The 22,621-nt window shown below is 65.2% G+C and carries 20 protein-coding genes and 1 tRNA gene; 12 read left to right on the top strand and 9 right to left on the bottom strand.

Annotation, left to right across the window (positions count from 1 at the left end; translation table 11 throughout):
• Positions 1 to 86 precede the first annotated feature (86 nt).
• From carB to QW863_RS29740, 3 genes are all read left to right on the top strand, one after another.
• The gene (carB, locus tag QW863_RS29750; RefSeq protein WP_315717518.1) at positions 87 to 3,551 is read left to right on the top strand and encodes a carbamoyl-phosphate synthase large subunit; all 3,465 of its coding nucleotides are present in this window, start codon (positions 87 to 89) and stop codon (positions 3,549 to 3,551) included.
• A 207-nt stretch (positions 3,552 to 3,758) separates the two neighbouring features.
• On the top strand, positions 3,759 to 4,235 hold the full coding sequence (greA, locus tag QW863_RS29745; RefSeq protein ID WP_315717519.1) for a transcription elongation factor GreA: 477 nt from the start codon (positions 3,759 to 3,761) through the stop codon (positions 4,233 to 4,235).
• Positions 4,236 to 4,490: 255 nt separating this feature from the next.
• The gene (locus QW863_RS29740) at positions 4,491 to 4,895 is read left to right on the top strand and encodes a DoxX family protein (RefSeq protein WP_315717520.1); all 405 of its coding nucleotides are present in this window, start codon (positions 4,491 to 4,493) and stop codon (positions 4,893 to 4,895) included.
• Positions 4,896 to 4,956: 61 nt separating this feature from the next.
• Here the strand turns inward: QW863_RS29740 and QW863_RS29735 are convergent, their stop codons facing one another.
• Positions 4,957 to 5,436 (bottom strand): Lrp/AsnC family transcriptional regulator, encoded by a 480-nt coding sequence (locus QW863_RS29735; protein WP_015664493.1) that lies wholly within the window; start codon positions 5,434 to 5,436, stop codon positions 4,957 to 4,959.
• A gap of 288 nt (positions 5,437 to 5,724) precedes the next feature.
• Here QW863_RS29735 and trxB point away from each other — a divergent pair, with 288 nt between their 5' ends.
• The 4 genes from trxB to QW863_RS29715 all read left to right on the top strand — a co-directional run bounded on the left by trxB (position 5,725) and on the right by QW863_RS29715 (position 9,332).
• On the top strand, positions 5,725 to 6,690 hold the full coding sequence (gene trxB, locus QW863_RS29730; RefSeq protein ID WP_315717521.1) for a thioredoxin-disulfide reductase: 966 nt from the start codon (positions 5,725 to 5,727) through the stop codon (positions 6,688 to 6,690).
• Between the two features lie 7 nt (positions 6,691 to 6,697).
• Positions 6,698 to 7,621 carry a LysR family transcriptional regulator gene (locus QW863_RS29725; RefSeq protein WP_315717522.1) on the top strand — a complete coding sequence of 308 codons (924 nt, stop codon included), beginning with the start codon at positions 6,698 to 6,700 and terminating at the stop codon, positions 7,619 to 7,621.
• Positions 7,622 to 8,068: 447 nt separating this feature from the next.
• Positions 8,069 to 8,992, top strand: coding sequence for a 4-hydroxy-tetrahydrodipicolinate synthase (gene dapA / locus QW863_RS29720; RefSeq protein ID WP_315717523.1), 924 nt, complete (start codon positions 8,069 to 8,071; stop codon positions 8,990 to 8,992).
• A gap of 169 nt (positions 8,993 to 9,161) precedes the next feature.
• The gene (locus tag QW863_RS29715; protein ID WP_315717524.1) at positions 9,162 to 9,332 is read left to right on the top strand and encodes a hypothetical protein; all 171 of its coding nucleotides are present in this window, start codon (positions 9,162 to 9,164) and stop codon (positions 9,330 to 9,332) included.
• 111 nt (positions 9,333 to 9,443) lie between these two features.
• Here the strand turns inward: QW863_RS29715 and QW863_RS29710 are convergent, their stop codons facing one another.
• The 5 genes from QW863_RS29710 to QW863_RS29690 all read right to left on the bottom strand — a co-directional run bounded on the left by QW863_RS29710 (position 9,444) and on the right by QW863_RS29690 (position 12,392).
• The gene (locus QW863_RS29710; RefSeq protein WP_231327589.1) at positions 9,444 to 10,121 is read right to left on the bottom strand and encodes a ParA family protein; all 678 of its coding nucleotides are present in this window, start codon (positions 10,119 to 10,121) and stop codon (positions 9,444 to 9,446) included.
• 261 nt (positions 10,122 to 10,382) lie between these two features.
• Positions 10,383 to 10,736, bottom strand: a complete 354-nt coding sequence (locus QW863_RS29705; RefSeq protein ID WP_315717526.1) for a hypothetical protein — start codon at positions 10,734 to 10,736, stop codon at positions 10,383 to 10,385.
• A 297-nt stretch (positions 10,737 to 11,033) separates the two neighbouring features.
• A tRNA-His gene (locus QW863_RS29700) sits at positions 11,034 to 11,110 on the bottom strand.
• 261 nt (positions 11,111 to 11,371) lie between these two features.
• Entirely contained in the window at positions 11,372 to 11,806 is a 435-nt protein-coding gene (locus QW863_RS29695) for a phasin (protein ID WP_315717527.1), read from the bottom strand.
• 205 nt (positions 11,807 to 12,011) lie between these two features.
• Entirely contained in the window at positions 12,012 to 12,392 is a 381-nt protein-coding gene (locus QW863_RS29690; protein ID WP_315717528.1) for a phasin family protein, read from the bottom strand.
• 320 nt (positions 12,393 to 12,712) lie between these two features.
• Here QW863_RS29690 and QW863_RS29685 point away from each other — a divergent pair, with 320 nt between their 5' ends.
• Complete coding sequence (locus tag QW863_RS29685) at positions 12,713 to 16,054, top strand: PAS domain-containing sensor histidine kinase (RefSeq protein ID WP_315717529.1); 3,342 nt, start codon at positions 12,713 to 12,715, stop codon at positions 16,052 to 16,054.
• On the opposite strand, the gene QW863_RS29680 is transcribed toward QW863_RS29685, so the two are convergent.
• A complete protein-coding gene (locus tag QW863_RS29680) occupies positions 16,039 to 17,250 on the bottom strand; it encodes an NnrS family protein (RefSeq protein WP_315717530.1) in 1,212 nt (403 codons plus the stop codon). The two genes, QW863_RS29685 and QW863_RS29680, sit on opposite strands and share 16 nt — an antisense overlap.
• 170 nt (positions 17,251 to 17,420) lie before the next feature.
• On the opposite strand from QW863_RS29680, the gene QW863_RS29675 reads away from it, so the two are divergent.
• The gene (locus QW863_RS29675) at positions 17,421 to 18,140 is read left to right on the top strand and encodes a Crp/Fnr family transcriptional regulator (RefSeq protein WP_315717531.1); all 720 of its coding nucleotides are present in this window, start codon (positions 17,421 to 17,423) and stop codon (positions 18,138 to 18,140) included.
• On the opposite strand, the gene QW863_RS29670 is transcribed toward QW863_RS29675, so the two are convergent.
• Together QW863_RS29670 and hemN are read right to left on the bottom strand one after the other, a co-directional pair.
• A complete protein-coding gene (locus QW863_RS29670) occupies positions 18,141 to 18,332 on the bottom strand; it encodes a DUF1858 domain-containing protein (protein WP_315717532.1) in 192 nt (63 codons plus the stop codon).
• A gap of 84 nt (positions 18,333 to 18,416) precedes the next feature.
• A complete protein-coding gene (gene hemN / locus QW863_RS29665) occupies positions 18,417 to 19,769 on the bottom strand; it encodes an oxygen-independent coproporphyrinogen III oxidase (protein WP_315717533.1) in 1,353 nt (450 codons plus the stop codon).
• 211 nt (positions 19,770 to 19,980) lie between these two features.
• Between hemN and QW863_RS29660 the strand changes: the two genes are divergently transcribed.
• From QW863_RS29660 to QW863_RS29650, 3 genes are all read left to right on the top strand, one after another.
• A complete protein-coding gene (locus tag QW863_RS29660; protein ID WP_315717534.1) occupies positions 19,981 to 20,190 on the top strand; it encodes a hypothetical protein in 210 nt (69 codons plus the stop codon).
• 347 nt (positions 20,191 to 20,537) lie between these two features.
• Positions 20,538 to 21,632 (top strand): copper-containing nitrite reductase, encoded by a 1,095-nt coding sequence (gene nirK, locus QW863_RS29655; protein WP_315717535.1) that lies wholly within the window; start codon positions 20,538 to 20,540, stop codon positions 21,630 to 21,632.
• Positions 21,633 to 21,683: 51 nt separating this feature from the next.
• Entirely contained in the window at positions 21,684 to 22,565 is an 882-nt protein-coding gene (locus QW863_RS29650; RefSeq protein ID WP_315717536.1) for a formylglycine-generating enzyme family protein, read from the top strand.
• The last annotated feature ends 56 nt before the right edge of the window (positions 22,566 to 22,621 follow it).

Genomic DNA, 22,621 nt, shown 5'->3' with positions numbered 1-22,621 from the left:
GGTCGCGCCTTGGCCTTCGGGGACGCGCGGCACGCGCGCCCTTTTTTTGTGCCCAATTCCTGCCCGTTTCTTGCCCGTGAGCTTGAATGCCGAAACGAACCGACATCTCGACCATCCTGATCATTGGCGCCGGTCCGATCGTGATCGGCCAGGCCTGCGAATTCGACTATTCCGGTACGCAGGCGGTGAAGGCGCTGAAGGAGGAGGGCTATCGCGTCGTCCTCGTCAATTCCAATCCGGCCACGATCATGACCGATCCGGAATTGGCCGATGCGACCTATATCGAGCCAATCACGCCGGAGATCGTCGCCAAGATCATCGAGAAGGAACGCCACGTCATCCCCGGCGGCTTCGCACTGCTGCCGACCATGGGCGGGCAGACCGCGCTGAACTGCGCGCTGTCGCTGCGCCGGCAGGGGACACTGGAGAAGTTCGACGTCGAAATGATCGGCGCGACGGCTGACGCGATCGACAAGGCCGAGGACCGCCAGCTGTTCCGCAATGCGATGGAGAAGATCGGGCTGCAGACCCCGAAGTCGCGGCTCGCCAATGCGTCGGCGCTGAAGAAGCAGTATCGCGACAAATACTTGGCGGAGCGCGAGACGCTGTCGGGCGCCGCGCGCGACGAGCTCGACCGGCAATGGACGCTCGGCGAGAACGAGCGCCGCAAGCGCTATCAGGAGCATGCGCTGGGACAGGCGCTGATGGCGCTGTCCGAGATCGGCCTGCCCGCGATCATCCGTCCCTCCTTCACCATGGGCGGCACCGGTGGCGGCATCGCCTACAACAAGGAAGAGTATCTCGACATCATCGAGCGCGGTCTCGATGCCTCCCCCACCAACGAAGTGCTGATCGAGGAATCGGTGCTCGGGTGGAAGGAGTACGAGATGGAGGTCGTCCGCGACAAACACGACAACTGCATCATCGTCTGCTCGATCGAGAACCTCGATCCGATGGGCGTGCACACCGGCGACTCGATCACGGTGGCGCCGGCGTTGACGCTGACCGACAAGGAATATCAGATCATGCGCGACGCCTCGCTGGCGGTGCTGCGCGAGATCGGCGTCGAGACCGGCGGCTCCAACGTGCAGTTCGGCGTCAACCCGGCCGACGGCCGCATGGTCGTGATCGAGATGAATCCGCGCGTGTCGCGCTCCTCGGCCTTGGCCTCCAAGGCGACCGGCTTCCCGATCGCCAAGGTCGCGGCCAAGCTCGCGGTCGGCTACACGCTGGACGAGATCGCCAACGACATCACCGGCGGCGCGACCCCGGCCTCGTTCGAGCCGACGATCGACTACGTCGTCACCAAGATCCCCCGCTTTGCCTTCGAGAAATTCCCGGGCGCCTCGACCACCTTGACGACCTCGATGAAGTCGGTCGGCGAAGTCATGGCGATCGGCCGCACGTTCCAGGAAAGCCTGCAAAAGGCGCTGCGCGGCCTGGAGACGGGCCTCACCGGCCTCGACGAGATCGACATCGAGGGGCTCGGCCGCGGCGATGACAAGAATGCGATCCGCGCCGCCCTGGGCACGCCGACCCCGAACCGCCTGCTCCAGGTGGCGCAGGCGATGCGCCTCGGCTGGTCGGACGAGGACATCTTCAACTCCTGCAAGATCGATCCGTGGTTCCTGGCGCAGATGCGCGGCATCGTCGAGATGGAGGACAAGGTTCGCCGTCATGGCCTGCCGCCGAATGCCAGCGGCATGCGCACGCTGAAGGCGATGGGCTTCTCCGACGCGCGGCTCGCGGTGCTCGCCAACACCACCGAAGCCGAGGTCGCCGCCAAGCGGCAGGCGCTCGGCGTCCGTCCGGCGTTCAAGCGAATCGACACCTGCGCAGCGGAGTTCGCTTCGCCGACCGCCTACATGTATTCGAGCTATGAGACGCCGTTTGCCGGCGCTCTCGGCGACGAGAGCGCGCCGTCGGACAAGAAGAAAGTAATCATTCTCGGCGGCGGTCCGAACCGGATCGGCCAGGGCATCGAGTTCGACTATTGCTGCTGCCATGCCTGTTTCGCGCTGGCCGATGCCGGCTACGAGACCATCATGGTCAACTGCAATCCGGAGACGGTCTCGACTGACTATGACACCGCCGACCGGCTGTATTTCGAGCCGCTGACGGCCGAGGACGTGCTCGAGATCATCGCCACCGAGCGAAAGAACGGCACCGTGCATGGCGTCATCGTGCAGTTCGGCGGCCAGACGCCGCTGAAGCTCGCGCGCGCGCTCGAAGCCGCCGAGGTACCGATCCTCGGCACCTCGCCGGAAGCCATCGACCTGGCCGAGGACCGCGACCGCTTCAAGCGCATCCTCGACAAGCTGCATCTGAAGCAGCCGAAGAACGGCATCGCCTATTCGGTCGAGCAGGCGCGCCTGGTGGCGGCCGATCTCGGCCTGCCGCTGGTGGTGCGCCCATCCTATGTGCTCGGCGGCCGCGCGATGCAGATCATCCGCGAGGACAACCAGCTCAGCGACTACCTGCTCGGCACCCTGCCGGAGCTGGTGCCGGCCGACGTCAAGGCGCGCTATCCCAACGACAAGACCGGCCAGATCAACACGGTGCTGGGCAAGAACCCGCTGCTGTTCGACCGCTACCTGTCGGACGCCACCGAGATCGATGTGGACTGCCTTTCCGACGGCAAGGACACCTTCATCGTCGGCATCATGGAGCACATCGAGGAGGCTGGCATCCATTCCGGCGATTCCGCCTGCTCGCTGCCGCCGCATTCGCTCGACGAGGCGACCATCGCCGAGCTGGAGCGGCAGACCCGCGAGCTGGCGCTCGGGCTCGACGTCGTCGGCCTGATGAACGTGCAATATGCGATCAAGGACGGCACGATCTACGTGCTCGAGGTCAATCCGCGCGCCTCGCGCACGGTGCCCTTCGTCGCCAAGGTGGTCGGCACGCCGGTCGCCAAGATTGCGGCCCGGATCATGGCGGGCGAGAAGCTCGCCGATTTCGGGTTGACCAAGCGCGCGCTCAAGCATGTCGGGGTGAAGGAATCAGTCTTCCCGTTCGCCCGCTTCCCCGGCGTCGACACCGTGCTCGGCCCGGAGATGCGCTCCACCGGCGAGGTGATGGGCATCGACCGCTCGTTCGCCGTGGCGTTCGCCAAGAGCCAGCTCGGGGGCGGCACACGCGTGCCGCGCAAAGGCACGGTGTTCGTGTCGGTGCGTGAAAGCGACAAGGCGCGCATCACCGAGGTGGTGCGGATGCTGCACGAACTCGGCTTCAAGGTGGTAGCGACTTCCGGGACCCAGCGCTTCCTGACCGACCAGGGCGTGCCGACCGAGAAGATCAACAAGGTGCTGGAAGGCCGGCCACACATCGTGGACGCCATCACCAACGGCGACATCCAGCTGGTCTTCAACACCACCGAAGGCCCGCAGGCGCTGGCCGACAGCCGCTCGCTGCGGCGCGCTGCCCTCTTGCATAAAGTGCCGTATTACACCACTCTTTCGGGTGCCGTGGCGGCCGCGCAAGGCATCCGTGCCTATCTCGGGGGAGACCTTGAGGTCCGCACCCTGCAGAGTTACTTTTCCGAAAACTAATCGCAGCGCGCGGGCGAACGCCCGCTAAGCGGTTGGCAACAATCGGCAATAGAAGCTTTCAGGAACTCGCCGCCCCGTTCGATGTTGTACCGGCCTTTGACGGGACGGTCTTGCCGGGCCTTGAGGCTTTGCTTTGAGCCGCAAAGGCCTATTCTGAAGATGCTGATCGTGCGCGCCCCCGCCCGCACGACTGAAGGACGAGAAGAGATGGTGGAAAAGGTTCCCATGACTTCGATGGGCTACGCCGCGTTGGAGAACGAGCTCAAGCAGCGCCAATCGGTGGACCGTCCGCGCATCATCGAACATATCGCGGAAGCGCGTTCGCATGGCGACCTGTCCGAGAACGCGGAATATCACGCCGCCAAGGAAGAGCAGTCTCACAACGAGGGCCGCATCGCCGAGCTCGAGGACAAGCTCGCGCGCGCCGACATCATCGATGTGACCAAGCTCTCCGGCGACACGATCAAGTTCGGCGCGACGGTGACCCTGATCGACGAGGACACCGAGAAGAAGACGGTCTGGCAGATCGTCGGCGAGGTCGAGGCGGACGCCAAGAAGGGCAAGATCTCGATCACCTCGCCGCTGGCGCGCGCGCTGATCGGCAAGAAGATGGGCACTACCGTCGAGGTCATGGCGCCCGGCGGCGCCAAGTCCTACGAGATCGCCAAGGTCGAGTGGCGCTGAGGACCCGAGGCACCGGAGCGGTGCCTGTGACCGTTCGGACGAAACCAGGGCTGCGCGAAGGCGCGGCCCTTCGTCGTTTGGCCGGCCGCACTGCGGCACAATGGCGTTCGGCAGCACACGGTCAATTCATCGGGCTCCAGGCCACACGCCGGTGACGGGCTTTCGGGAATGAGCTAGTGCAGAACCGACGAGCCGTGCCGGGAGGATGGGTCCGGTCCGTCGCATCATGATGGCTTTGATTGGGGGATGATCGACATGGAGCAGATGTTCTCGAAATGGCAACCGGCTGTACTCAGCCTGTTTCGCTTCGTCACGGGTCTGTTGTTGTTTCAATACGGCGTGGCGAAGATCTTCAAGTTTCCAGTGCTTCCGTATTTCGCAAACATTCCGCCGCTCATCTATACGGCCGGCCTGATCGAGCTCGTGCTGGGCGGATTGCTGATGGTGGGTCTGCTCACGCGGCCCGTCGCGTTCATTCTGTCGGGTCAGATGGCCTTCGCCTATTTCCTCGGTCACATGTTCAAGACAGGTGAGCCGGTGTGGCTGCCGCTCCTGAACAACGGCACCGCGGCAATCGCATTCTGCTTCTCATGCCTTTATCTGGCGACGGCCGGCGGGGGTCCGATCAGCCTCGACGCGATGCTGCGTAAGAAGGCGTAGGCTTTCACTCACGGTCATTCCGGGGCGCCTCGAACGAGGCGAACCCGGAATGGCGGTGGGCCTAGCTGCGTCCCTTGACCTCGAGCGGCACCGCCGCCTCGTATTTCGAGTTGTGCAGCACCAGGGACGTTCGCACGTTGCGCACGTGAGGTGCCGCCGTCAGGTGGGTCACGAACTCCTGAAACGTTGCCATGTCCGGCGCCACGCATTTCAGGATGAAGTCCACCTCGCCGGACAGCATCCAACATTCCCGCACCAGCGGCTCGGACCGCACGAACTCTTCGAACGCCTTCAGGTCGGCGTCCGCCTGGCTCGACAGGTGGACCGAGGCGAACACGGTCACGTCGAAGCCGAGCTTGCGCGGGTCGAGCAGGCCCCGGTAGCCGGTGATGTAGCCTTCCTCCTCCAGGGTCCGCACGCGGCGCAAGCAAGGCGGCGGCGAGATGCCGACCCGCTTGGCGAGCTCGACATTGGTGATCCTGCCGTCGGCCTGAATTTCGCTCAGGATTTTGAGATCGATCTCATCAAGATTCTTGGACACGGGGATTGTGGGCTCTGGCGGAACAGGAGGAGGCGCAGGGGCGCCGGGCGACGATGGGCAACTCTCTTAGCGCAAGCCGGTCAATCCACGCAATTTTATTGCTTTAGATTTCCCCTGTTGACCGGCTCGTGAAGGGAAAATTCGCCGAGATGCGTTGCAATTCTTGCATAGCTTGCCAGATGGCTTAGACTTGGATTTGACATTTTCGATGGGGCTTCGGAGCGTTTCTTCCGCGCATTCCGCTCGCTGCGTCGGTAATCCTCCCTTTTCCAGCGAGTCTTCGGCCCCATGCAAGCTCCGATCCATGCCAAAGTCGTCATCATCGGTTCCGGCCCTGCTGGCTATACGGCGGCGATCTACGCGGCACGAGCTATGCTGGAGCCGGTGCTGATCCAGGGCATCCAGCCAGGCGGCCAGCTCACCATCACCACCGACGTGGAAAACTATCCGGGATTTGCCGACGTCATCCAGGGCCCTTGGCTGATGGAGCAGATGGAAAAGCAGGCGACGCATGTCGGCGCCCAGATCAAGACGGACCTCGTGACCAAGCTGGAGCTGGGACAGCGTCCGTTCCGCCTGACCTGCGACTCCGGTGACGTCTACCTCGCCGAGACCGTCATTCTGGCCACCGGCGCCCAGGCGCGCTGGCTCGGGCTGCCGTCGGAGGAAACGTTCAAGGGCTTCGGGGTCTCGGCCTGCGCGACCTGTGACGGCTTCTTCTATCGCGGCAAGGAAGTCGTCGTCGTCGGCGGCGGCAACACCGCGGTCGAGGAAGCGCTGTTCCTGACCAATTTCGCGTCGACCGTCACCGTCGTGCACCGGCGCGACCATTTCCGCGCCGAGCGCATCCTGCAGGAGCGGCTGTTCAAGCATCCCAAGATCAAGGTCGTCTGGGACAGCGCCCTCGATGAGATCTGCGGCGCCAGCTCGCCATCCAAGGTCACGCATGTCCGGCTCAAGAACGTCAAGACCGGCGCGCTCACCGAGCTGCCCGCCGATGGCGTGTTCGTTGCAATCGGCCACGCGCCGGCAACCGAGCTGGTCGCGGGGCAACTGAAACTGAAGCCTTCCGGTTACGTCGAGGTGGCGCCGGGCTCGACCGCGACCTCCGTTCCCGGCGTGTTTGCAGCCGGCGACGTCGCCGATGAAACCTATCGGCAGGCGATCACCGCAGCCGGCATGGGCTGCATGGCCGCCCTCGAGGCCGAACGCTTCCTCGCCCACGCCGCGAGCGAACGCGCCGCGGCGGAATGAACTGACGATGCCACGATCACGGGATGGATTTACGGATATGGATTGGGACAAGCTGAAGGTGTTTCACGCAGCGGCGGAAGCAGGCAGCTTCACGCATGCCGGGGAGCAGCTCGGGCTGTCGCAATCGGCGGTGTCGCGCCAGGTCAGCGCGCTCGAGCAGGAGCTCGCAGTCTCGCTGTTCCACCGCCACGCCCGCGGGCTGATCCTGACGGAGCAAGGCGACCTCCTGTTCCGAACCGCGCATGACGTCTTCATGCAGCTGCAGGCGGCGCGCGCCAAGCTCACCGACAGCCGCGAGCGCCCGAGCGGCGACCTGAAGATCACGACCACGCCGGGCGTCGGCATCAACTGGTTGATCCCGCGACTCGGAGAATTCACCGCGCTCTATCCGGAGATCCGGATCTCGTTGATCGTCACCGACGAGGAGCTTGATCTGTCGATGCGCGAGGCGGACGTGGCGATCCGCACCCGCAAGCCGACCCAGCCCGATCTGATCCAGCGCAAGCTGTTCGCGATCAGCTTCCACGCCTATTGTTCACCGGAATATGTCAAGCGCTTCGGCACGCCGCGCACGCTCGACGAGCTCGATGATCATCGCATCATCATGCTGGCCGACGGCCAAGTCGCGCCGCATCTCCAGAACCGCAGCTGGCTGGTCGATGCCGGCCGCAACGGCTCCGGTCCACGCGAGGCCTATTTCAGGGTCAACAACATTCTCGGCCTGGTCCGCGCCTGCCAGCAAGGACTCGGCATCGCCGCGCTGCCGGACTACCTCGTCGAGGAAAACAGCCGTCTCGTGCAATTGTTCGGAGAGTCGGATTCGATCCAGCTCGACACCTACTTCGTCTATCCCGAGGAATTGAAAACGGTCGCTCGCGTTCAAGTATTCCGTGACTTCGTCGTGAGCAAAGCGCAGCGCTGGCCGGCGTGAGATTGTGCATGTCTGACATGCGGCTTGCATGGTTGCTGCGACGCCATGCGAGAGCCCATACTGAGGATGTGCTGAGCGTTGGCGTTGCGCATTGTCCCCCTCCTCCAGTGGCGCGAACGTTCAGAAATCCCTCTTGGAAGGTGATTGTGTCGGCCGCTTTGGCCAATACCTCCAGCCGGGCTCATTTGGGCCCGGCTATTTTTTTGCCGAATGTTTCCGTGTCGTGCCCGATGCGGCGTTGACAGCATCGCCCGCACCGCGCATCTAGATCGCATGTCCACGTCTTCGCACGCCAAGTTGTCGTCGAAAAAAGCTCCCCTCCCGGGGACATGTGGACGCGCGCGCTAGAATCTCTCGAATTCACCGCCGCATCACCAGCCCCGCCGCGAGGACGGGGCTTTTTTGCGTGTCCCGTCTCCGGCTCCTGCCAACCCAAGGAGATGGACCATGACCGACGTTACGACCCGCCTGCAGGGCCTCTGGCTGCCCCTGATCACGCCGTTCCGCGATGGCGCGCTCGACGAACCCTCCTTACGCAATCTGGTTCGGCACTACGCCGCCAAGCGGATCGATGGACTGGTGCTCGGTGCCACGTCAGGCGAAGGACTGGCGCTGTCGTGGGACGAGCGCGCCCGTCTGATCAGCGTGGTCCGGGACGAGCTCGACACCACCGGCCGGTCGCTGCCGATCTGTCTCGGTGTCGGCGGCGTGGCGACGGCCGAGGTGATCGAAGCGCTCGACCGAACCGCGTCATGGTCGATCGACTTCTATCTGATCTCGAGTCCGCCTTACGTGCGTCCGTCGCAGCGCGGCCTGCTGGCGCATTTCACCGCGTTGGCTGACCGCGCCGCCCATCCGATCGTGCTCTACAACATTCCCTATCGGTCGGCGGTCGGCCTCGACAACGAGACGTTGCTGCAGCTCGCCGAGCATCCCGCCATCGCTGGGCTCAAGGATTGCTGCGCCAACCGCACGCAGACGCGCGACCTGATCACGCGCCGGCGCGCTGGCTTTCATATCCTGACGGGCGAAGACGCCCAGAGCTTCGATGCGCTGCAGGCCGGTGCCGACGGCGCCATCCTGCTCTCGGCACATCTGGAGACCGAGACGTTTGTCGCAATCCTGCAGCACGTGAAGGCCGGCCGTCACGACGCGGCAGCAGCGTGCTGGGCGCAGGTCGAGCATCTGACGCGGCTGCTGTTCACCGAGCCGAGCCCCGCACCGGCCAAGTACTGGCTGGCGCGCACCGGCGTCATTGCGAGCCCCGAAGTGCGGCTGCCGATGGTGGAGGTTGGCGACGACCTCGCCGCACGGCTGGATCAGCAGATCGAGCGGCGCCAGCCGACGACCACGCAGAACCGCGTTGCCTGAGCACGCCCCAACCTATTCGCCGGCTCTGCCTTGCCTTCCCGATCGGAACGGCCAGGCAGAGCCGCGCCGCCGCTGCGGAGCCGGAGCAGAATCTCCGTGGTTAATCCGAGCTAACAAACGCGATCAAAAGCGGCGCAGTCCGCAACCTCGTGTTTAAAGATGTTCCGCTATGGATGTTGAAAACATCAAAGAGCGCGAGGGCGTCGTGGCTTTGCAGGATCATCCATACCCTGAGCACCAGGGGTTCAGCGTCGAAGACATTCTCTGGGCGGTCGGGATCTGGTCCGTCATCCTGACCCTGACGCCGGCAATCGCCTTCTATTTCCTGATGGTTGCCTGACCTCGCCGCGCCCTCGCGCGCGGCGCGAGGTCGGCACTCACGCCAGATCGTGTGACCCGACGCAAAAAACGCGCGGAAGACCGCGCGTCGATGCCTCATCTGATGCCGCGATCAGGCCGCCTGCTTGTGCATGGCGCCGTTGGCCGACACAGTCCCGCGAATCGCCCGCACCGAACGCTCGATCGCAGCCCAGAGGCGTGCGATCTCGGCCGCAGCCCGGCCCTCCGCATAATATTCCCGCACGCCTTCACCCTGGCCCAGCGCCATCAGCAGATCGGCGCGGTTGGTGATCTGGCCGCCCCACACCGGGGCCTTGAACTTCGCCAGCGCCTCGCGGGCGATGGTGACGATCGGGCTCTCAGCATCGTCGCGGCGCGCCGGCGCGCCATTGAGAACGACCGCGTAGGGCTTGCGCGCGGCGCGGCAGGTCTGGATCGTCTCCTGTACCGCGTTGACGTCGAACACGCCGGGGCGGGCCGGGATGATCACCATGGTGGCGTTCTTGATCGCATCCTCGACGACGGCCGAGATGGTCGGCGGCGTATCGATCAGCACCCATTCGACGCCGTCGCGGCGGGCGGCGGACACGATCGCGCTCACCGAGTTCACGGCCGTCTTGATCGGCGGCTCGTTGGTGCCGCGCAGCTTGTGCCAAAGCGTCAGCGACCCCTGCGGGTCGGCATCGATGAGCAGACAAGACTTGCTCGACTTGATCTGCGCAGCGAGATGGGCGGCCAGGGTGCTCTTGCCTGAACCGCCCTTACGCGATGCGAAAACAATAACGTTCATACCTTGGCCTCCAGATTGACCCCGGCAGCGAAAATGAATCAGCGGACTGATTCGCGGAAGATAAATTTAGCGATCGATAAGACGTAACTCCTGATTGCCGAAACGCATTGGTTTTTGAGTCACACCAAAGCAGGCAAAACAGCAGATCAGGCCGCGATGTTCGACAACATCCGGTCATGCCCCATCGCATTTACATGTTGAGGCTGCGCGTCGAGGACCGCCATCATTCCCGGTGCCGCCAAATGCGGCCATCGGCATCGCTCAGGTCGCGTCCGGTCGCGTCGACTTCTTCGATTTGCCGGCGCGCGCAGTGACCGGCTTCCTGGTGACAGGACGAATGCTCATCGGCCGCTCCGCGCGGCCCGATGACGCTGTCTGGCGCTCTGGCGGCCCGAATTGGGCGCGGCATGGCGGCGACAGCTCGGCCTTGCGGCGGACCATGCAGGCGGTGACACGATCGACATCGGGAATGTCGGAACTACAAAGCCGGAACGCATCGCCTGTGCACGCCTGCTCCTGCTCGGCGGTATAGGCCCGTGCAGTTACGGGGACTAACAGCGCGGCTATAGCGATCAGTACGGCAGAGATGCATGGATCGAGATCAATCCCTCTCATCGCCCCCTCCCCCTCGTTGCCGCCAACTGTGATTGAAGGAGATCGGATTCGCAAGCAACGGCGCCACGCCGTGCTACCGATCCGGCGCAGCAAAACCGCAAGCGAGCGCACGATCCGGCGATATATCCGTCGAAATACGGAGACGGGGCTCGGGCTTCCGCGACCAAAGCTCTGCGCCCCACGCCCCGGCCCTGCGCGAGAGGTCGCGACGGGGCTACAAATCACGGCGCAGGATCAATGGGGCGCGGAGCACGGATGGAGGTGAGCTTGCGAACGGCACAGCGATGGGCGTGGCCATGGTACAGTTGGGTGGGCTCGAACCACCGACCTCCTGTTCCACAGACAGGCGCTCTAACCAACTGAGCTACAACTGCATCCGCATGGGACGGCCCACGAGGGGGCGTCCGAACGGGCCGGAAACTAGGTGCAACGGGCGAATTTGGCAAGGCCGAGAACGGATAAAGTCCCCTGCCGTGACGGCGTTTTTTGACGCCGCTTCGGCCCGAACGAGCCCCGTGCAAACGGCGAGCCCCAGAAAGCAAACCCGGCCGCGAACGCGCCCGGGTCATGGTCTCCCGCCGTCCATGCCGGCACACGGCCCGTACCGCGCACCCGGCGAGACTTGAGGCTGGCCCTCAGGCCGCCGTCTTGAACAGCTTGGTGGCGCTTTCCTTGATCGGCTCAACCGTCTCGGCCGCAACCTTCTGGCCGAGCTCGCCGAGCTCCTTGGCCTGGGCCGTCAAGGTCTCGAACTGCTTGCGCGCGAAGCCCGTCCACAGCTCCATCGCCTCCGACGGCGACTTCACGCCGAACAGCTCCTGGGCGAAGTCGAGCGAAGCCGTGGTATTGGCCTTCGTGAATTCCATGACCTTGGACGAGTAGGCGCCGGCGCCCTTGCTGGCGTTGGCGAAGAAGGCCTCGATGGCCGAATTGTGGGTTTCCGCTGCGTCCTTGAACTTGGCGTAGTTCTCGCGGGCCTGGGACACGCCTTTTTCGGCGAACGCGCGCACCTGTTCGGGAACCTCGAACGGGATGATGGACGCGGAGAAAGGATCGGTGGCATTGGTCATGGCATGCATCCTTCGAAACATTGAGACTGGACCGTCCCGGCAATCGGGACGTCACTTCGGATCACGCAGAGGAACCGCCCCTGGGAGGTAACAACCTCGCGTAGAGCTATATCGTGGCGCTTTTGTGCAACGCAACGGAAATCCCACTATCAGGAACTGTTTGCCGCACCCGCTTCCAGATTTTTCGGGAGCGGAGAACGTTCCGTCAGGCCTTAGGCCTTGTGGCGTCGATCGCAACCTTGCCGATGGCCTGCCCCATTTCGCTTGCCTGCTCGGCGAGCAACCGCATCTGGCCCTGAACAAATTCGCCGTGCAGCCGCAGCACCTCGGGCAGGTCCTTGGCGTGCACCAGCGATTGGGCGTAGTCGAGCGACGACTGGACGTTCTTTTCAGCGTAGGACAAGACCTTGGCGCCGATGTCCTTGGCCCCGGCCCGCACCGTCGTGCTGCGGTGTTCGAGCGAGCCGGCCGTCGCCTCCGCTCCAGCCAGGAACTTCTCGAACGTCTGACGTGCCTGGTTGAAGCCTGCCTCCGCCATCGCCCGCATGTCTTTCGGAATCTCGAATCGTCGCCCGTCGTCGGTCATGGTTCCCTCCTTCTGACGTCACGATCGGCTGGCGCCCTTAGCGCCCCGTCCTCGCGGTGACCGTCCCGTTGCCCGCGCAGCTCTCGACCTGCCCAGGTATCATCGTGGTCCCCAACAGGGGGTTCGCCGCGATTCCGCGCGCTGCGGCTCACGAGGAACACATTAAGGTTATCCAAGCTTTAGCAGGACAGGAGCGCGGCCCCGCCGTGGACCTCGGCCCTCAAAACGCGCGATAGTAACGAATTCTTAACGCGACCAGTTCCGACCGCCGATCAACGTCGGCCGATCAACATCACAAGAGCCGTTTGCCGTCGTCGCCCATGACCTACGCCGATCTCGAATTGCAGGCCCTCAGCGACCCCCGGCTGGCCGTCCACGCCGCCGGCAGTCTGCCGGCCTGGCTATGGTCGGCGGATGGCAGCCGTGTGCTGTGGGCCAATGCGGCCGGGGCGCGCGCCCTCGGCGCGGCGAGCGCAGCGGCGCTGATTGCTAAGACGCTCGGCCCTGCCGACGCGCATCGTCGCCAGGTCGCTCAATTGGGACGGCGGCTGCCCGAGACCGGCGCCTTGCGGCTCGAACGCCTCCGTGGCTTCGGCGCGCCGCTCGGCACGCTCGCGACCTGCGGCTGCGCCCGGATCGATCTGCCGGATGGCACGCGCGCGGTGCTGATCACCGGCACCGACGGGGGTGGACGTAGCTTCCCCCTGGCGGATCGCCTGAAGCGGCTCGTGGAGACGAGTGAGCATGCGCTGATCGCATTCACCCAGGACGGTCAGTTCGCCGGCATCAGTTCAGCCGGACGGCGCCTGTTTGGCATGCGCGACCTGAGCGAGCCGGATTTCGTCGGGATACGCAGGGCGGCGCTGGCCGATGGCATGGCCGAGGTGACGTTCGGCACGGAGCGCGCAGCGCTCTACCGCATCGGCAGCGGCAACCAGGTCGGGCTGGTGGCCGTCCCGATGCCGGCCCCTGCCGAGGAGATCGAGGCGCCGGGCACGGCGCCAATACCTGAGCCAACCGCGGATGCCGCCCCGGCATCACCAGCCCCCGTGGATGTTCCCGCTGGGCCCGCGGTCGTGACTTCGCCTCCTCTTCCGATGGACGCAATGACTGAACGCCAAACCGAAGACGAATCCCCCGCGCTGTCGAACGAAGCGCCGGCCGAGTTCCTGCTGATCGACGATCCGGCCGAGGCCGACCTGTTCAAGGCGTCGGCGCCGCAAACGGAAGATCACGCGCATCCTGCCGATTCCGGCGCGGCCGACCCTTCAGTCGGCCGCCGCCATCCGCTCCGATTTTCCTGGCAGATGGATGCCGAGGGACGGTTCTCGATCGGCTCCGATGAATTCACCCGCCTGATCGGGCGGCACAGCGCCGCCAAGCTCGGCCGTCCCTGGCATGAGCTCACTGCATCGCTAGGCCTCGATCCCGAAGGGCGGGTCGGTGCCGCGATCGAAACGAAAGAGACCTGGAGCGGAATCGTCGTCAGCTGGCCCGCCGAGGGCGAGCGGCTTGCGGTCGAATTGTCGGGACTGCCTGTCCTGACGGACGAACGAACCCATGCCGGCTATCGCGGCTTCGGCGTCTGTCGCGACCTCGACGCCCTGGACCGGCTGGCCGCACTGCGTCGCCCCGCATCGACCGATGCAGCCGCGACCGATGCTCCGGACGCCGACGAAACCGAACCTGCGCAATCCGACCATGTGCAGGCCGCAGATGTGCCGCCGCAGCAGGACAACGTCACTGCGTCATCGCGTGAGGCTTCCATTGCGCCGGACGTACACCACATCGACGGCATCGGGCTCGAAACGACCGGGAACGTGGTCCCGTTCCGCGCTCCGGGCGAGTCCAAGCATCCGGTGCTCACGCCGGTGGAGAACAGTGCGTTCCATGAACTCGCGCGTCAGCTGTCGGCCCGGCTCGAAGGCGAGATCCGCAACTCAGCCGCGGGCGTCGCGAGTGCGGCACTCGAGCCGGGATCGCGCGTGAGCGATCCGTTGGTCCCGCCGCAGCAGCAGATTCCGTCGGCGACGGAAACGGCGACCGATCATGGCGCGGAGCTGCAGACCGAATGGCTCAGCCCCGAGGAGCCGCCGGCCCAGGGCGACAGCCAGCGCGACCGCATCCTGCTCGACCTGCTGCCGACGGGCATGCTGATCTACCGGCTCGATCGTCTGCTCTATGGCAATCCGGCCTTCTTCAGGCAGATGGGCTACGCCGATCTTGCGGCCCTGGAGCAGGCAGGCGGGCTCGATGCGCTCTATGTCGAGCCAGGCGTGTCGTCCGCGTCGAACAAGTCGGAGGCCGGCACCCCCGTCACGATCTCGGCCGCCGACGGCTCCTCCAGCGAGGAGGTGAAGGCGGAAGCTCGCCTGTTCACGATCACCTGGGACGGCGATACCGCCCATGCCCTGATCTTCGCTCCGGTGCCCGGAACCGCAGCCGCGGTTCCGACGGCGGCCGACGCCGCACCGATGTCGGCGCAGGCCTCGGCTGCACCGGCCCCCCTGGTCGTGGCCCCGCCTCCGGCCGCCGGCCACGCCGAAGCCGAAGATCTTGCGGCGATCCTCGACGTCACAGCCGAGGGCATCCTGATGTTCGACGCCGGCGGCAACATCCACGCCTGCAACCGCAGCGCCGAGGCGCTGTTCGGCTACGATGGCGCGGCGCTGGTGCGCCGTAACCTGATCGAGCTGTTCGCGCCGGAAAGCGCCCGCCTCGTGCTCGATGACCTCGACAGCGTGCAGCAGGCCGGCGCGTCGAGCGGGCTCGATCAGGGCCGCGAGGTGCTCGGGAAGGTCGCTCAGGGCGGCGTCATTCCGTTGTCGATGGCAATTGGCCGGACCCGGCCCGACGGTCCGAATTTCTTTGCCGTTTTCCGCGACCTGTCGCAACTGCATCGCGGCGACAGCGAATTGCTGCAGGCTCGTCGCGTGGCCGATCGGGCCGCCAACGCCAAGGCCGACATGCTGGCCCGGATCAGCCACGAGGTGCGCGCGCCGCTGAACGCGATCATCGGCTTTGCCGAGGTCATGATCGGCGAACGTTTCGGCACGATCGGCAACACGCGCTACGCCGAATACATGAAGGACATCCGCGCCTCGGGCGAGCGCGTCGTCTCCCTGATCGACGATCTCTTGGAGCTGTCGCGCATCGAGACCGGCAAGCTTGAGCTCACCTTCACCAGCCAGAACCTCAACGAGCTGGTGGAGAGCTGTGTCGCAGTGATGCAGCCGCAGGCCAACCGCGCCCGCATCATCATCCGCACCTCGCTGTCGCAACTGCTGCCGCCGGTCATCGCCGACACAAGGGCGCTGCGCCAGATCGCGATGAACCTGATCTCGGCCTCGATCTCGCTGGCAAATCCCGGCGGCCAGGTCATCGTCTCGACCGCGCTGACCGATTTCGGCGAGGTCGCGCTGCGCGTGCGCGACACCGGTCATGGCCTGAACGATCAGGAGGTGGCCGCCGCGCTCGAACCGTTCCGTGCGCCCTCGGCTTCCGAGCAAGGCCCCGATGGCGCCGGTCTCAGCCTGTCGCTCACCAAGGCGCTGGTCGAAGCCAACCGGGCGCAGTTTCATATCAAGGCGGCGCCGAAATCCGGCACGTTGATCGAGGTGGTGTTTCCCCGCGCCGTGGCGCGCAATCAGAGCACCGGCTGAGCCGATCCCGCCCGCCGCACGGCCAGTGACCGACGCTTGAGACCGAGCAGAAGCGGACCGAACGCCAGGACGAAGCCGGCGAATGCGACGATCCAGGCCAACGCCGCGACGTGCAGCAGCACCTCGCCGTGCGCCGGCGCCACTGCGGCGCAGATCCGCGTCACCGCTGCGATGATGATCGCCAGATAGATCGCCTGGGTCGCGGGTGCGGCCGTCAGCGCCTGGCCGGTGTGGCCGAGCGTGGCCCGCGTCATCACGGAAAGCGTCGTGATGCCGGCGGCTCCGACCATCCAGGCATGCAGCCCGGCGCTTGGCAGAATCCATCCGAGGCTGGCGGCCGCCGTGAGCAGGAAGCCGAGCGGGACGAACATGTAACCGACATGCAGGATGACCAGCAGCCGTTCGCGCAAGGTGCGATCGCCGGCCCAGCGCGCGAGCCTCACCACATGCAACATGCCGGCCGCAGCCAGCGCGAGCGCGGTCGGCGCGCTCTCAGGAACCAGGATCCAGCCGAGCAGGCTCAGCGCGCTGAACAGCACGACCGCGATGTCGAAGCGGCCGAACGGCGCCGGCAGCCGGCCGGGATTGTGCTTGACCAGCCAGTTGCGCGTGAAGCTCGGCGTGATGCGGCCGCCGATCAGCGCGAGCAGCAGCACGATCACGGCAACGCCGACGCGGATCGCGTAATCGGCCGAGCCACGCAGATGGGCCTCGACGTGGAAGGCGATGTTGCCGGCGCACAGCACCGTGACGATCGCGACCACCGGCAGATTGCGCCAATTGCGCCCGGCGACGATCTCGCGCGCCGCGGCCAGGACGACGAGCACGAGGAAGCTCGCATCGATCAGCAGCGCGGCCCACCAGGGACCCAGCGCCGACACCGTGACGGCCAGTCGTCCGGCCGTCCATACGAGCACCAGGGTGAGCAGCGGCAGGCCCCGGATCGGCAGCCGTCCGGTCCAGTTCGGAATCGCCGTGAACAGGAAGCCGGTGACGATGGCCGGCAGGTAGCCGTAGAGCATCTCGTGCACGTGCCAGTCTCGGGGGGCAAAGCCCGAACTCAGCTTCAGCTCACCGTAAAAGGCCGGGAGCCAGATCAGGATCGCCAGCGCAGCCTGGAGCGCGCCGAGCAGAAAGAACGGCCTGAACCCGTTGGCGAGGACGGTCCAGCCCTGATAGTTGCGTGGAATGGCCATGTGCATGCTCGCTCGATGAAGGACGGGAACCGCACCGATTGCGGCGCTGTGCTTAACATGTAGTTGCGCGTCGCCCACTATGGCTTGCGCCAGCACAAACTTCCGACGGATCGCAAAAACGTGCTATTGAGCGCCGCAAAATTGAGCCGAATCCGGCCCCGGAGAACATCATGGCTTCCATCGACCGTTCGCTGGTCGCGCATCTGCCGCTGTTTGCAGGGCTGTCCGCTGAGGATCTCACGGACGTGCTGCGGGAAGCCCGCTCCCTTCGCGTCCCCCGCAACGGCGCGGTGTTCGAGCAGGGCGCCGATGCGACCTCGTTCTTCCTGCTGCTCCACGGTCATGTCCGCGCCAGCAAGACGACGCCCACCGGCGACCAGATCGTGGTGCGCTATGTCGTGCCAGGGGACACGTTCGGCGTCGCCCCCGCCATCGGACTCCAACATTATCCGGCGACAGCGACCGCCGTCGATGACAGCATCGTGCTGGCCTGGCCGTCCGCCTCATGGCCGCGGCTGGTCGCGAAGTTCCCATCGCTGGCGGCGAACACGCTGCAGACGGTCGGCCAGCGGCTGCAGGAAACCCACGCGCGCGTGATCGAAATGTCGACGCAGCAGGTGGAGCAGCGCATCGCGCATGCGCTGCTTCGGCTCGCCAACCAGGCCGGCCGCAAGCTCGATCATGGCGTGCAGATCGATTTCCCGATCAGCCGGCAGGACATTGCGCAGATGACCGGGACGACGCTGCACACGGTGAGCCGCATCCTCTCCGGCTGGGAGCAGCTCGGCCTGGTCGAAAGCGGCCGTCAGAAGATCGTCCTGCGCGAGCCGCACAAGATCGTGCTGCTGGCGCAGCAGGGCGCCGGCGACGCGGCCGCATCCCGCAACTGATCACGTGCAGGCACACAGGGCCGCGAGGAACGCGTCGGGATCGACGCCATGCTCGTGGCAGGCATCCGCGACGTTGTGAAAACAAGCGATCGGGCAACCGACGCAACGCATCTGGAAAGCAAGAAAGACGCCGATCGTCTCCGGCCTTCGCCGCATGACATCGTCGACCAGTTCATCGAAGGAGATTGGCATGCGCGCCTCCATTCCAGCGCGAACGGTAGCGGGCATGCCCTTTGCGGTCTTTGTCGCGGCACAAGCACCGCGGCACCTCGACAGTCAGACCGCCCGGCTGTGCAGCTGCTTCGACGCGTCGAGATGCGCATCGAACGCCGCAGCGACGCTGCGCACCAGGAACCGGGAATGCTCGGTCACCGCGAGCGTACCGCCGTTGAGCTCCACCACACCGTCGGAGATCAGCGATTGCAGCCGCGGCGCCGATCTCAGCATGTCGTCGGTGTCCGTGCCATGGCGGGTGCAGATGACGTCGAGATCCACGCCGTAGTCGCACATGATGCGCTCGATGATGTCCGCCCGCAGGCGGTCGTCATCGGTCAGTCCATAGCCTTTCACGGTCGCGAGGCTGCCGGACGCGATCTTCTGCTCATAGGCCCGGACCTGCGGCGCGTTCTGGACATAGCCTTGCGGCAGCTGTCCGATCGCCGAGGCGCCGAAGCCGAGCAGCAGATCATTGGTATCGGTCGTGTAGCCCTGGAAATTACGATGCAGCCGGCCTTCGCGGAACGCGATGGTCATCGGGTCCGTGGGCAAGGCGAAATGATCGAGCCCGATCTGGACGTAGCCTGCGTCCTTCAGCGCGTCAGCGATCGCGCACGCCTGATCGTAGCGTTCCAGACTGTCCGGCAACGCCGAGTCCTGAATCTTGCGCTGGTGCGTCTTGAACGATGGCACATGAGCGTAGCCGAACACGGAGAGCCGGTCGGGGCGCAGGTCGATGGCGCGCCGGACGGTGTCGAGACAGGACTCGACGCTCTGATGCGGCAGTCCGTAGATCAGGTCGAAGTTGATGCCGGCAACGCCGGCCTGACGCAACCCGTTCGTGGCCGCCGCAGTCTGCTCGAAGCTCTGCACGCGGTTGATGGCCTGCTGCACCCGCGGATCGAAACTCTGCACGCCCAGGCTGGCGCGATTGACCCCGCTCACCCCCAGCGCCGCGATCATCTCCGCCGTCAGCGTGCGCGGATCAATCTCGATGGCGATCTCCGCCGATGGCAACACGAAAAAGGAATGGCGCAGCGATCCGACGAGATCGACGAAGGACTCCGGCGCCATGATGGTCGGCGTGCCGCCGCCGAAATGAATGTGCCCGACCTGCAGCCGCCGGCCGATCTGGCGCGCCACCATGTCGACCTCGCAACGTAGTGCCGATTCGTAGACCGCAATCGGCTCGTCGCGTTTGGCGACCATGGTGTTGCAGCCGCAATACCAGCACATCGAGCGACAGAAGGGCACGTGCAGGTACAACGATGCCGTCGCGCTTGCTGGTATCGCGCGCAGCCATTCTGCGTAGGTGGACGGGCCGACCGCGGTGGAGAAATGAGGCGCCGTGGGATAGCTGGTGTAGCGCGGGAGGCGCTCCTGTCCGTAGCATGCTGCAAGATCTGGTCTCATGTCCTGCCTGTCACCTGAGCGTGTCGACCTGGGGTTCGGAGGTTCTTGACACAAGGCAAGGGGGACGACCTTGAGCTTTCTCAAGGCGCGGCCGGCAGATGCCCTGTTGAAGCAGTAGAACGCCGGTGATCACCGCGGACTTTGCGCTTCCTCAAAGTGGCGGGCTCATTTCGCGTCATCATTGATTCACAGACGATTCGAGGAAACCGCAATGGAAGCTGTGCAACTGCTGATCCGTTCATTTGCTGTCCTCGCTGGCATCCGCGGCCATATCCCCCAGTCCGACGGCTTCGAATCGTTCCGCGACGAGTCGGGGCCCGCAGGCCTGCTCGGCAACATCGCCATGTTCATGACCACGGTGTTCTGCATCGCGGCGGCAGTGGCCTTCATGGTGTTGCTGGCGGTGCGCTGGCTGAGCTGACGAGTTCGGGAGCTCATCGTCGATCGGTCCAGAGCTGTGCTCGGAAGCGCGCATCATAGCGCCCGCGATTCTCGTGCCGTATGGGCAAACGGACAGATCCCATCTTATCGCGTCGTCGCGCGGGACAGTCCGGCCCGCTTTGCTCCGCACCCTGTCCGGCCTCCCAAGAAACTGCGCGCCGATGCAACTCATTCGCGCGCTGCGCGGGCGCAGCCGCGCCAAATTCGCTCAAAATCCGCCGCCTGATTCCGCAATTGCGAAGTTGCTTGTTGCAGCACAAACAAGCCGAGTTCCAACGGGAGCATGGTGATTGCGGCACTACAACAGATCCAATGAAGGAGCGATCCATGTTGACCCGCCGCACCGCCATGTTCAGTGCAGCCATCGCCGCGATGATGCTTGCGGCTCCCGCGATGGCCGAGGACCTCAAGCTGCCGCGCCAGAAGGTCGATCTGGTGGCTCCGCCGTTCGTGCATGCGCACGAGCAGGCGACGAAGCAGGGGCCCAAGATCATGGAGTTCAAGCTCGTGATCCAGGAAAAGAAGATGGTGATCGACGAGAAGGGCACCACCTTCCAGGCCATGACGTTCAACGGCTCGATGCCAGGCCCGCTGATGGTGGTCCATGAGGGCGACTATGTCGAGGTGACCCTGGTCAATCCCGCGACCAACAGCATGCCGCATAACATCGACTTCCACTCCGCGACCGGAGCGCTGGGCGGCGGCGCGCTCACCCTGGTCAATCCGGGCGAGCAGGTCGTGCTACGCTGGAAGGCGACGCGGACCGGCGTGTTCGTCTATCACTGCGCCCCCGGCGGACCGATGATCCCCTGGCATGTCGTCTCCGGCATGAACGGCGCCGTGATGGTGCTGCCGCGCGACGGTCTCAATGACGGCCGCGGACACGCGCTGCGCTACGATCGCGTCTACTACATCGGCGAGCAGGACCTCTACGTCCCGCGCGACGAGAAGGGAAACTTCAAGTCCTACGACTCGCCCGGCGAAGCCTATAGCGACACCGAGGAGGTCATGCGCAAGCTCACGCCGACCCATGTGGTTTTCAACGGCAAGGCCGGCGCGCTCACCGGAAAGAATGCGCTCACGGCCAATGTCGGCGAGAACGTTCTGATCGTGCACTCGCAGGCGAACCGCGACAGTCGTCCGCATCTGATCGGCGGCCACGGCGACTATGTCTGGGAGACCGGCAAATTTTCCAACGCGCCGGAGACCGGGCTCGAGACCTGGTTCATCCGCGGCGGCTCGGCGGGCGCCGCGCTCTACAAATTCCTGCAGCCCGGCATCTACGCCTACGTCACCCACAACCTGATCGAGGCGGCCAATCTCGGCGCGACGGCCCATTTCAAGGTCGAAGGCAAGTGGAATGACGACCTGATGATGCAGGTCAAAGCCCCGGCGGAGATTCCGACCGGCACGACGAACTGATCGGCCCTGGGGGCCGGCGTATCCGGCCCCCACTCTCCTGAGTGTGCTGCCATGCTGCTCGCTTTCAAGCTCAAGCTCACCATCGCCTGCGTCGTCGGATTGGCTGGCCCGACCGCAATGGCACCGATCCTTGCCGATCTGCCAAACCGCGCTGCGGACCTCGACGGCCCCGCCCTCACCGAGATCGCACCTGGTACGATCAGCTACCGCGACTCCGGTGACCATCTCCGCGGCGGGCGGCAGGCCGAAGCGCCCATCACGACGGTCCGCATTGATCATCCGCTGACGATCATGACGAACCAGGTCAGTGCCGCGGACTACCACGCCTGCGTCGAAGCGCATGCGTGCCGCGCGCTCGATCGCAACGTTCCCATCGCCAGCGATCGCCCCGCCGTGCAGGTGAGTTGGCATGACGCGGTGGCCTACGCCGAATGGCTCTCACACCGGACCGGCCATAGCTATCGTCTGCCGACCGATACCGAGTGGGCCTATGCGGCGGGCAGCCGCTTCAAGGACGATGGCGTCTCGATCGACGACGCCGATCCCTCGCGACGCTGGATTGCCCGCTACGAACGGGAAGCCGCGCTGCAAGAGGACTCCGAGACGCGCGGCTTCGGCAGCTTCGGCATCAACGAGCACGGCATTGCCGACCTCGCGGGCAATGTCTGGGAGTGGACCTCGACCTGCTTCACACGCAAGATGCAGGATAGCGCAGGTCGCGTCACCAAGACCGTCAGCAATTGCGGCGTGCGGCTGGCCGAAGGCGCGCATCGAGCCTACGTGACCGACTTCATCCGCGACGCGCGCGCCGGCGGCTGCGCCTCCGGCACGCCACCTGCCAATCTCGGCTTCCGGCTGGTCCGCGAACAGCCCTCATGGGGCCGCAGCATGACGCAGCGTCTCAGCCGGCTGCTCGGCGCCATTCGCGCCTGACGCGGCGTGCTCAGCGTTAAGCACGCTCGACAGCAACCGACGCCGGTGCCGGATCG

The organism is Bradyrhizobium sp. SZCCHNR1017 (assembly GCF_032381375.1).
Taxonomy (GTDB): domain Bacteria; phylum Pseudomonadota; class Alphaproteobacteria; order Rhizobiales; family Xanthobacteraceae; genus Bradyrhizobium.
The sequence above is the reverse complement of the archived record's forward strand: the minus strand, read 5'-3'. Positions and strand labels throughout refer to the sequence as shown.

What these genes read in the sequence shown, in the direction of transcription:
- QW863_RS29740 (WP_315717520.1), top strand. Translation starts at nt 4,491, where the DNA reads ATGGAGCAGATGTTCTCGAAATGGCAACCGGCTGTACTCAGCCTGTTT.
- carB (WP_315717518.1), top strand. Translation starts at nt 87, where the DNA reads ATGCCGAAACGAACCGACATCTCGACCATCCTGATCATTGGCGCCGGT.
- QW863_RS29705 (WP_315717526.1), bottom strand. Translation starts at nt 10,736, where the DNA reads ATGAGAGGGATTGATCTCGATCCATGCATCTCTGCCGTACTGATCGCT.
- QW863_RS29650 (WP_315717536.1), top strand. Translation starts at nt 21,684, where the DNA reads ATGCTGCTCGCTTTCAAGCTCAAGCTCACCATCGCCTGCGTCGTCGGA.
- QW863_RS29690 (WP_315717528.1), bottom strand. Translation starts at nt 12,392, where the DNA reads ATGACCGACGACGGGCGACGATTCGAGATTCCGAAAGACATGCGGGCG.
- nirK (WP_315717535.1), top strand. Translation starts at nt 20,538, where the DNA reads ATGTTGACCCGCCGCACCGCCATGTTCAGTGCAGCCATCGCCGCGATG.
- QW863_RS29670 (WP_315717532.1), bottom strand. Translation starts at nt 18,332, where the DNA reads ATGCCAATCTCCTTCGATGAACTGGTCGACGATGTCATGCGGCGAAGG.
- QW863_RS29715 (WP_315717524.1), top strand. Translation starts at nt 9,162, where the DNA reads ATGGATGTTGAAAACATCAAAGAGCGCGAGGGCGTCGTGGCTTTGCAG.
- hemN (WP_315717533.1), bottom strand. Translation starts at nt 19,769, where the DNA reads ATGAGACCAGATCTTGCAGCATGCTACGGACAGGAGCGCCTCCCGCGC.
- trxB (WP_315717521.1), top strand. Translation starts at nt 5,725, where the DNA reads ATGCAAGCTCCGATCCATGCCAAAGTCGTCATCATCGGTTCCGGCCCT.
- QW863_RS29660 (WP_315717534.1), top strand. Translation starts at nt 19,981, where the DNA reads ATGGAAGCTGTGCAACTGCTGATCCGTTCATTTGCTGTCCTCGCTGGC.
- greA (WP_315717519.1), top strand. Translation starts at nt 3,759, where the DNA reads ATGGTGGAAAAGGTTCCCATGACTTCGATGGGCTACGCCGCGTTGGAG.
- QW863_RS29685 (WP_315717529.1), top strand. Translation starts at nt 12,713, where the DNA reads ATGACCTACGCCGATCTCGAATTGCAGGCCCTCAGCGACCCCCGGCTG.
- QW863_RS29725 (WP_315717522.1), top strand. Translation starts at nt 6,698, where the DNA reads ATGCCACGATCACGGGATGGATTTACGGATATGGATTGGGACAAGCTG.
- dapA (WP_315717523.1), top strand. Translation starts at nt 8,069, where the DNA reads ATGACCGACGTTACGACCCGCCTGCAGGGCCTCTGGCTGCCCCTGATC.
- QW863_RS29695 (WP_315717527.1), bottom strand. Translation starts at nt 11,806, where the DNA reads ATGACCAATGCCACCGATCCTTTCTCCGCGTCCATCATCCCGTTCGAG.
- QW863_RS29675 (WP_315717531.1), top strand. Translation starts at nt 17,421, where the DNA reads ATGGCTTCCATCGACCGTTCGCTGGTCGCGCATCTGCCGCTGTTTGCA.
- QW863_RS29710 (WP_231327589.1), bottom strand. Translation starts at nt 10,121, where the DNA reads ATGAACGTTATTGTTTTCGCATCGCGTAAGGGCGGTTCAGGCAAGAGC.
- QW863_RS29680 (WP_315717530.1), bottom strand. Translation starts at nt 17,250, where the DNA reads ATGGCCATTCCACGCAACTATCAGGGCTGGACCGTCCTCGCCAACGGG.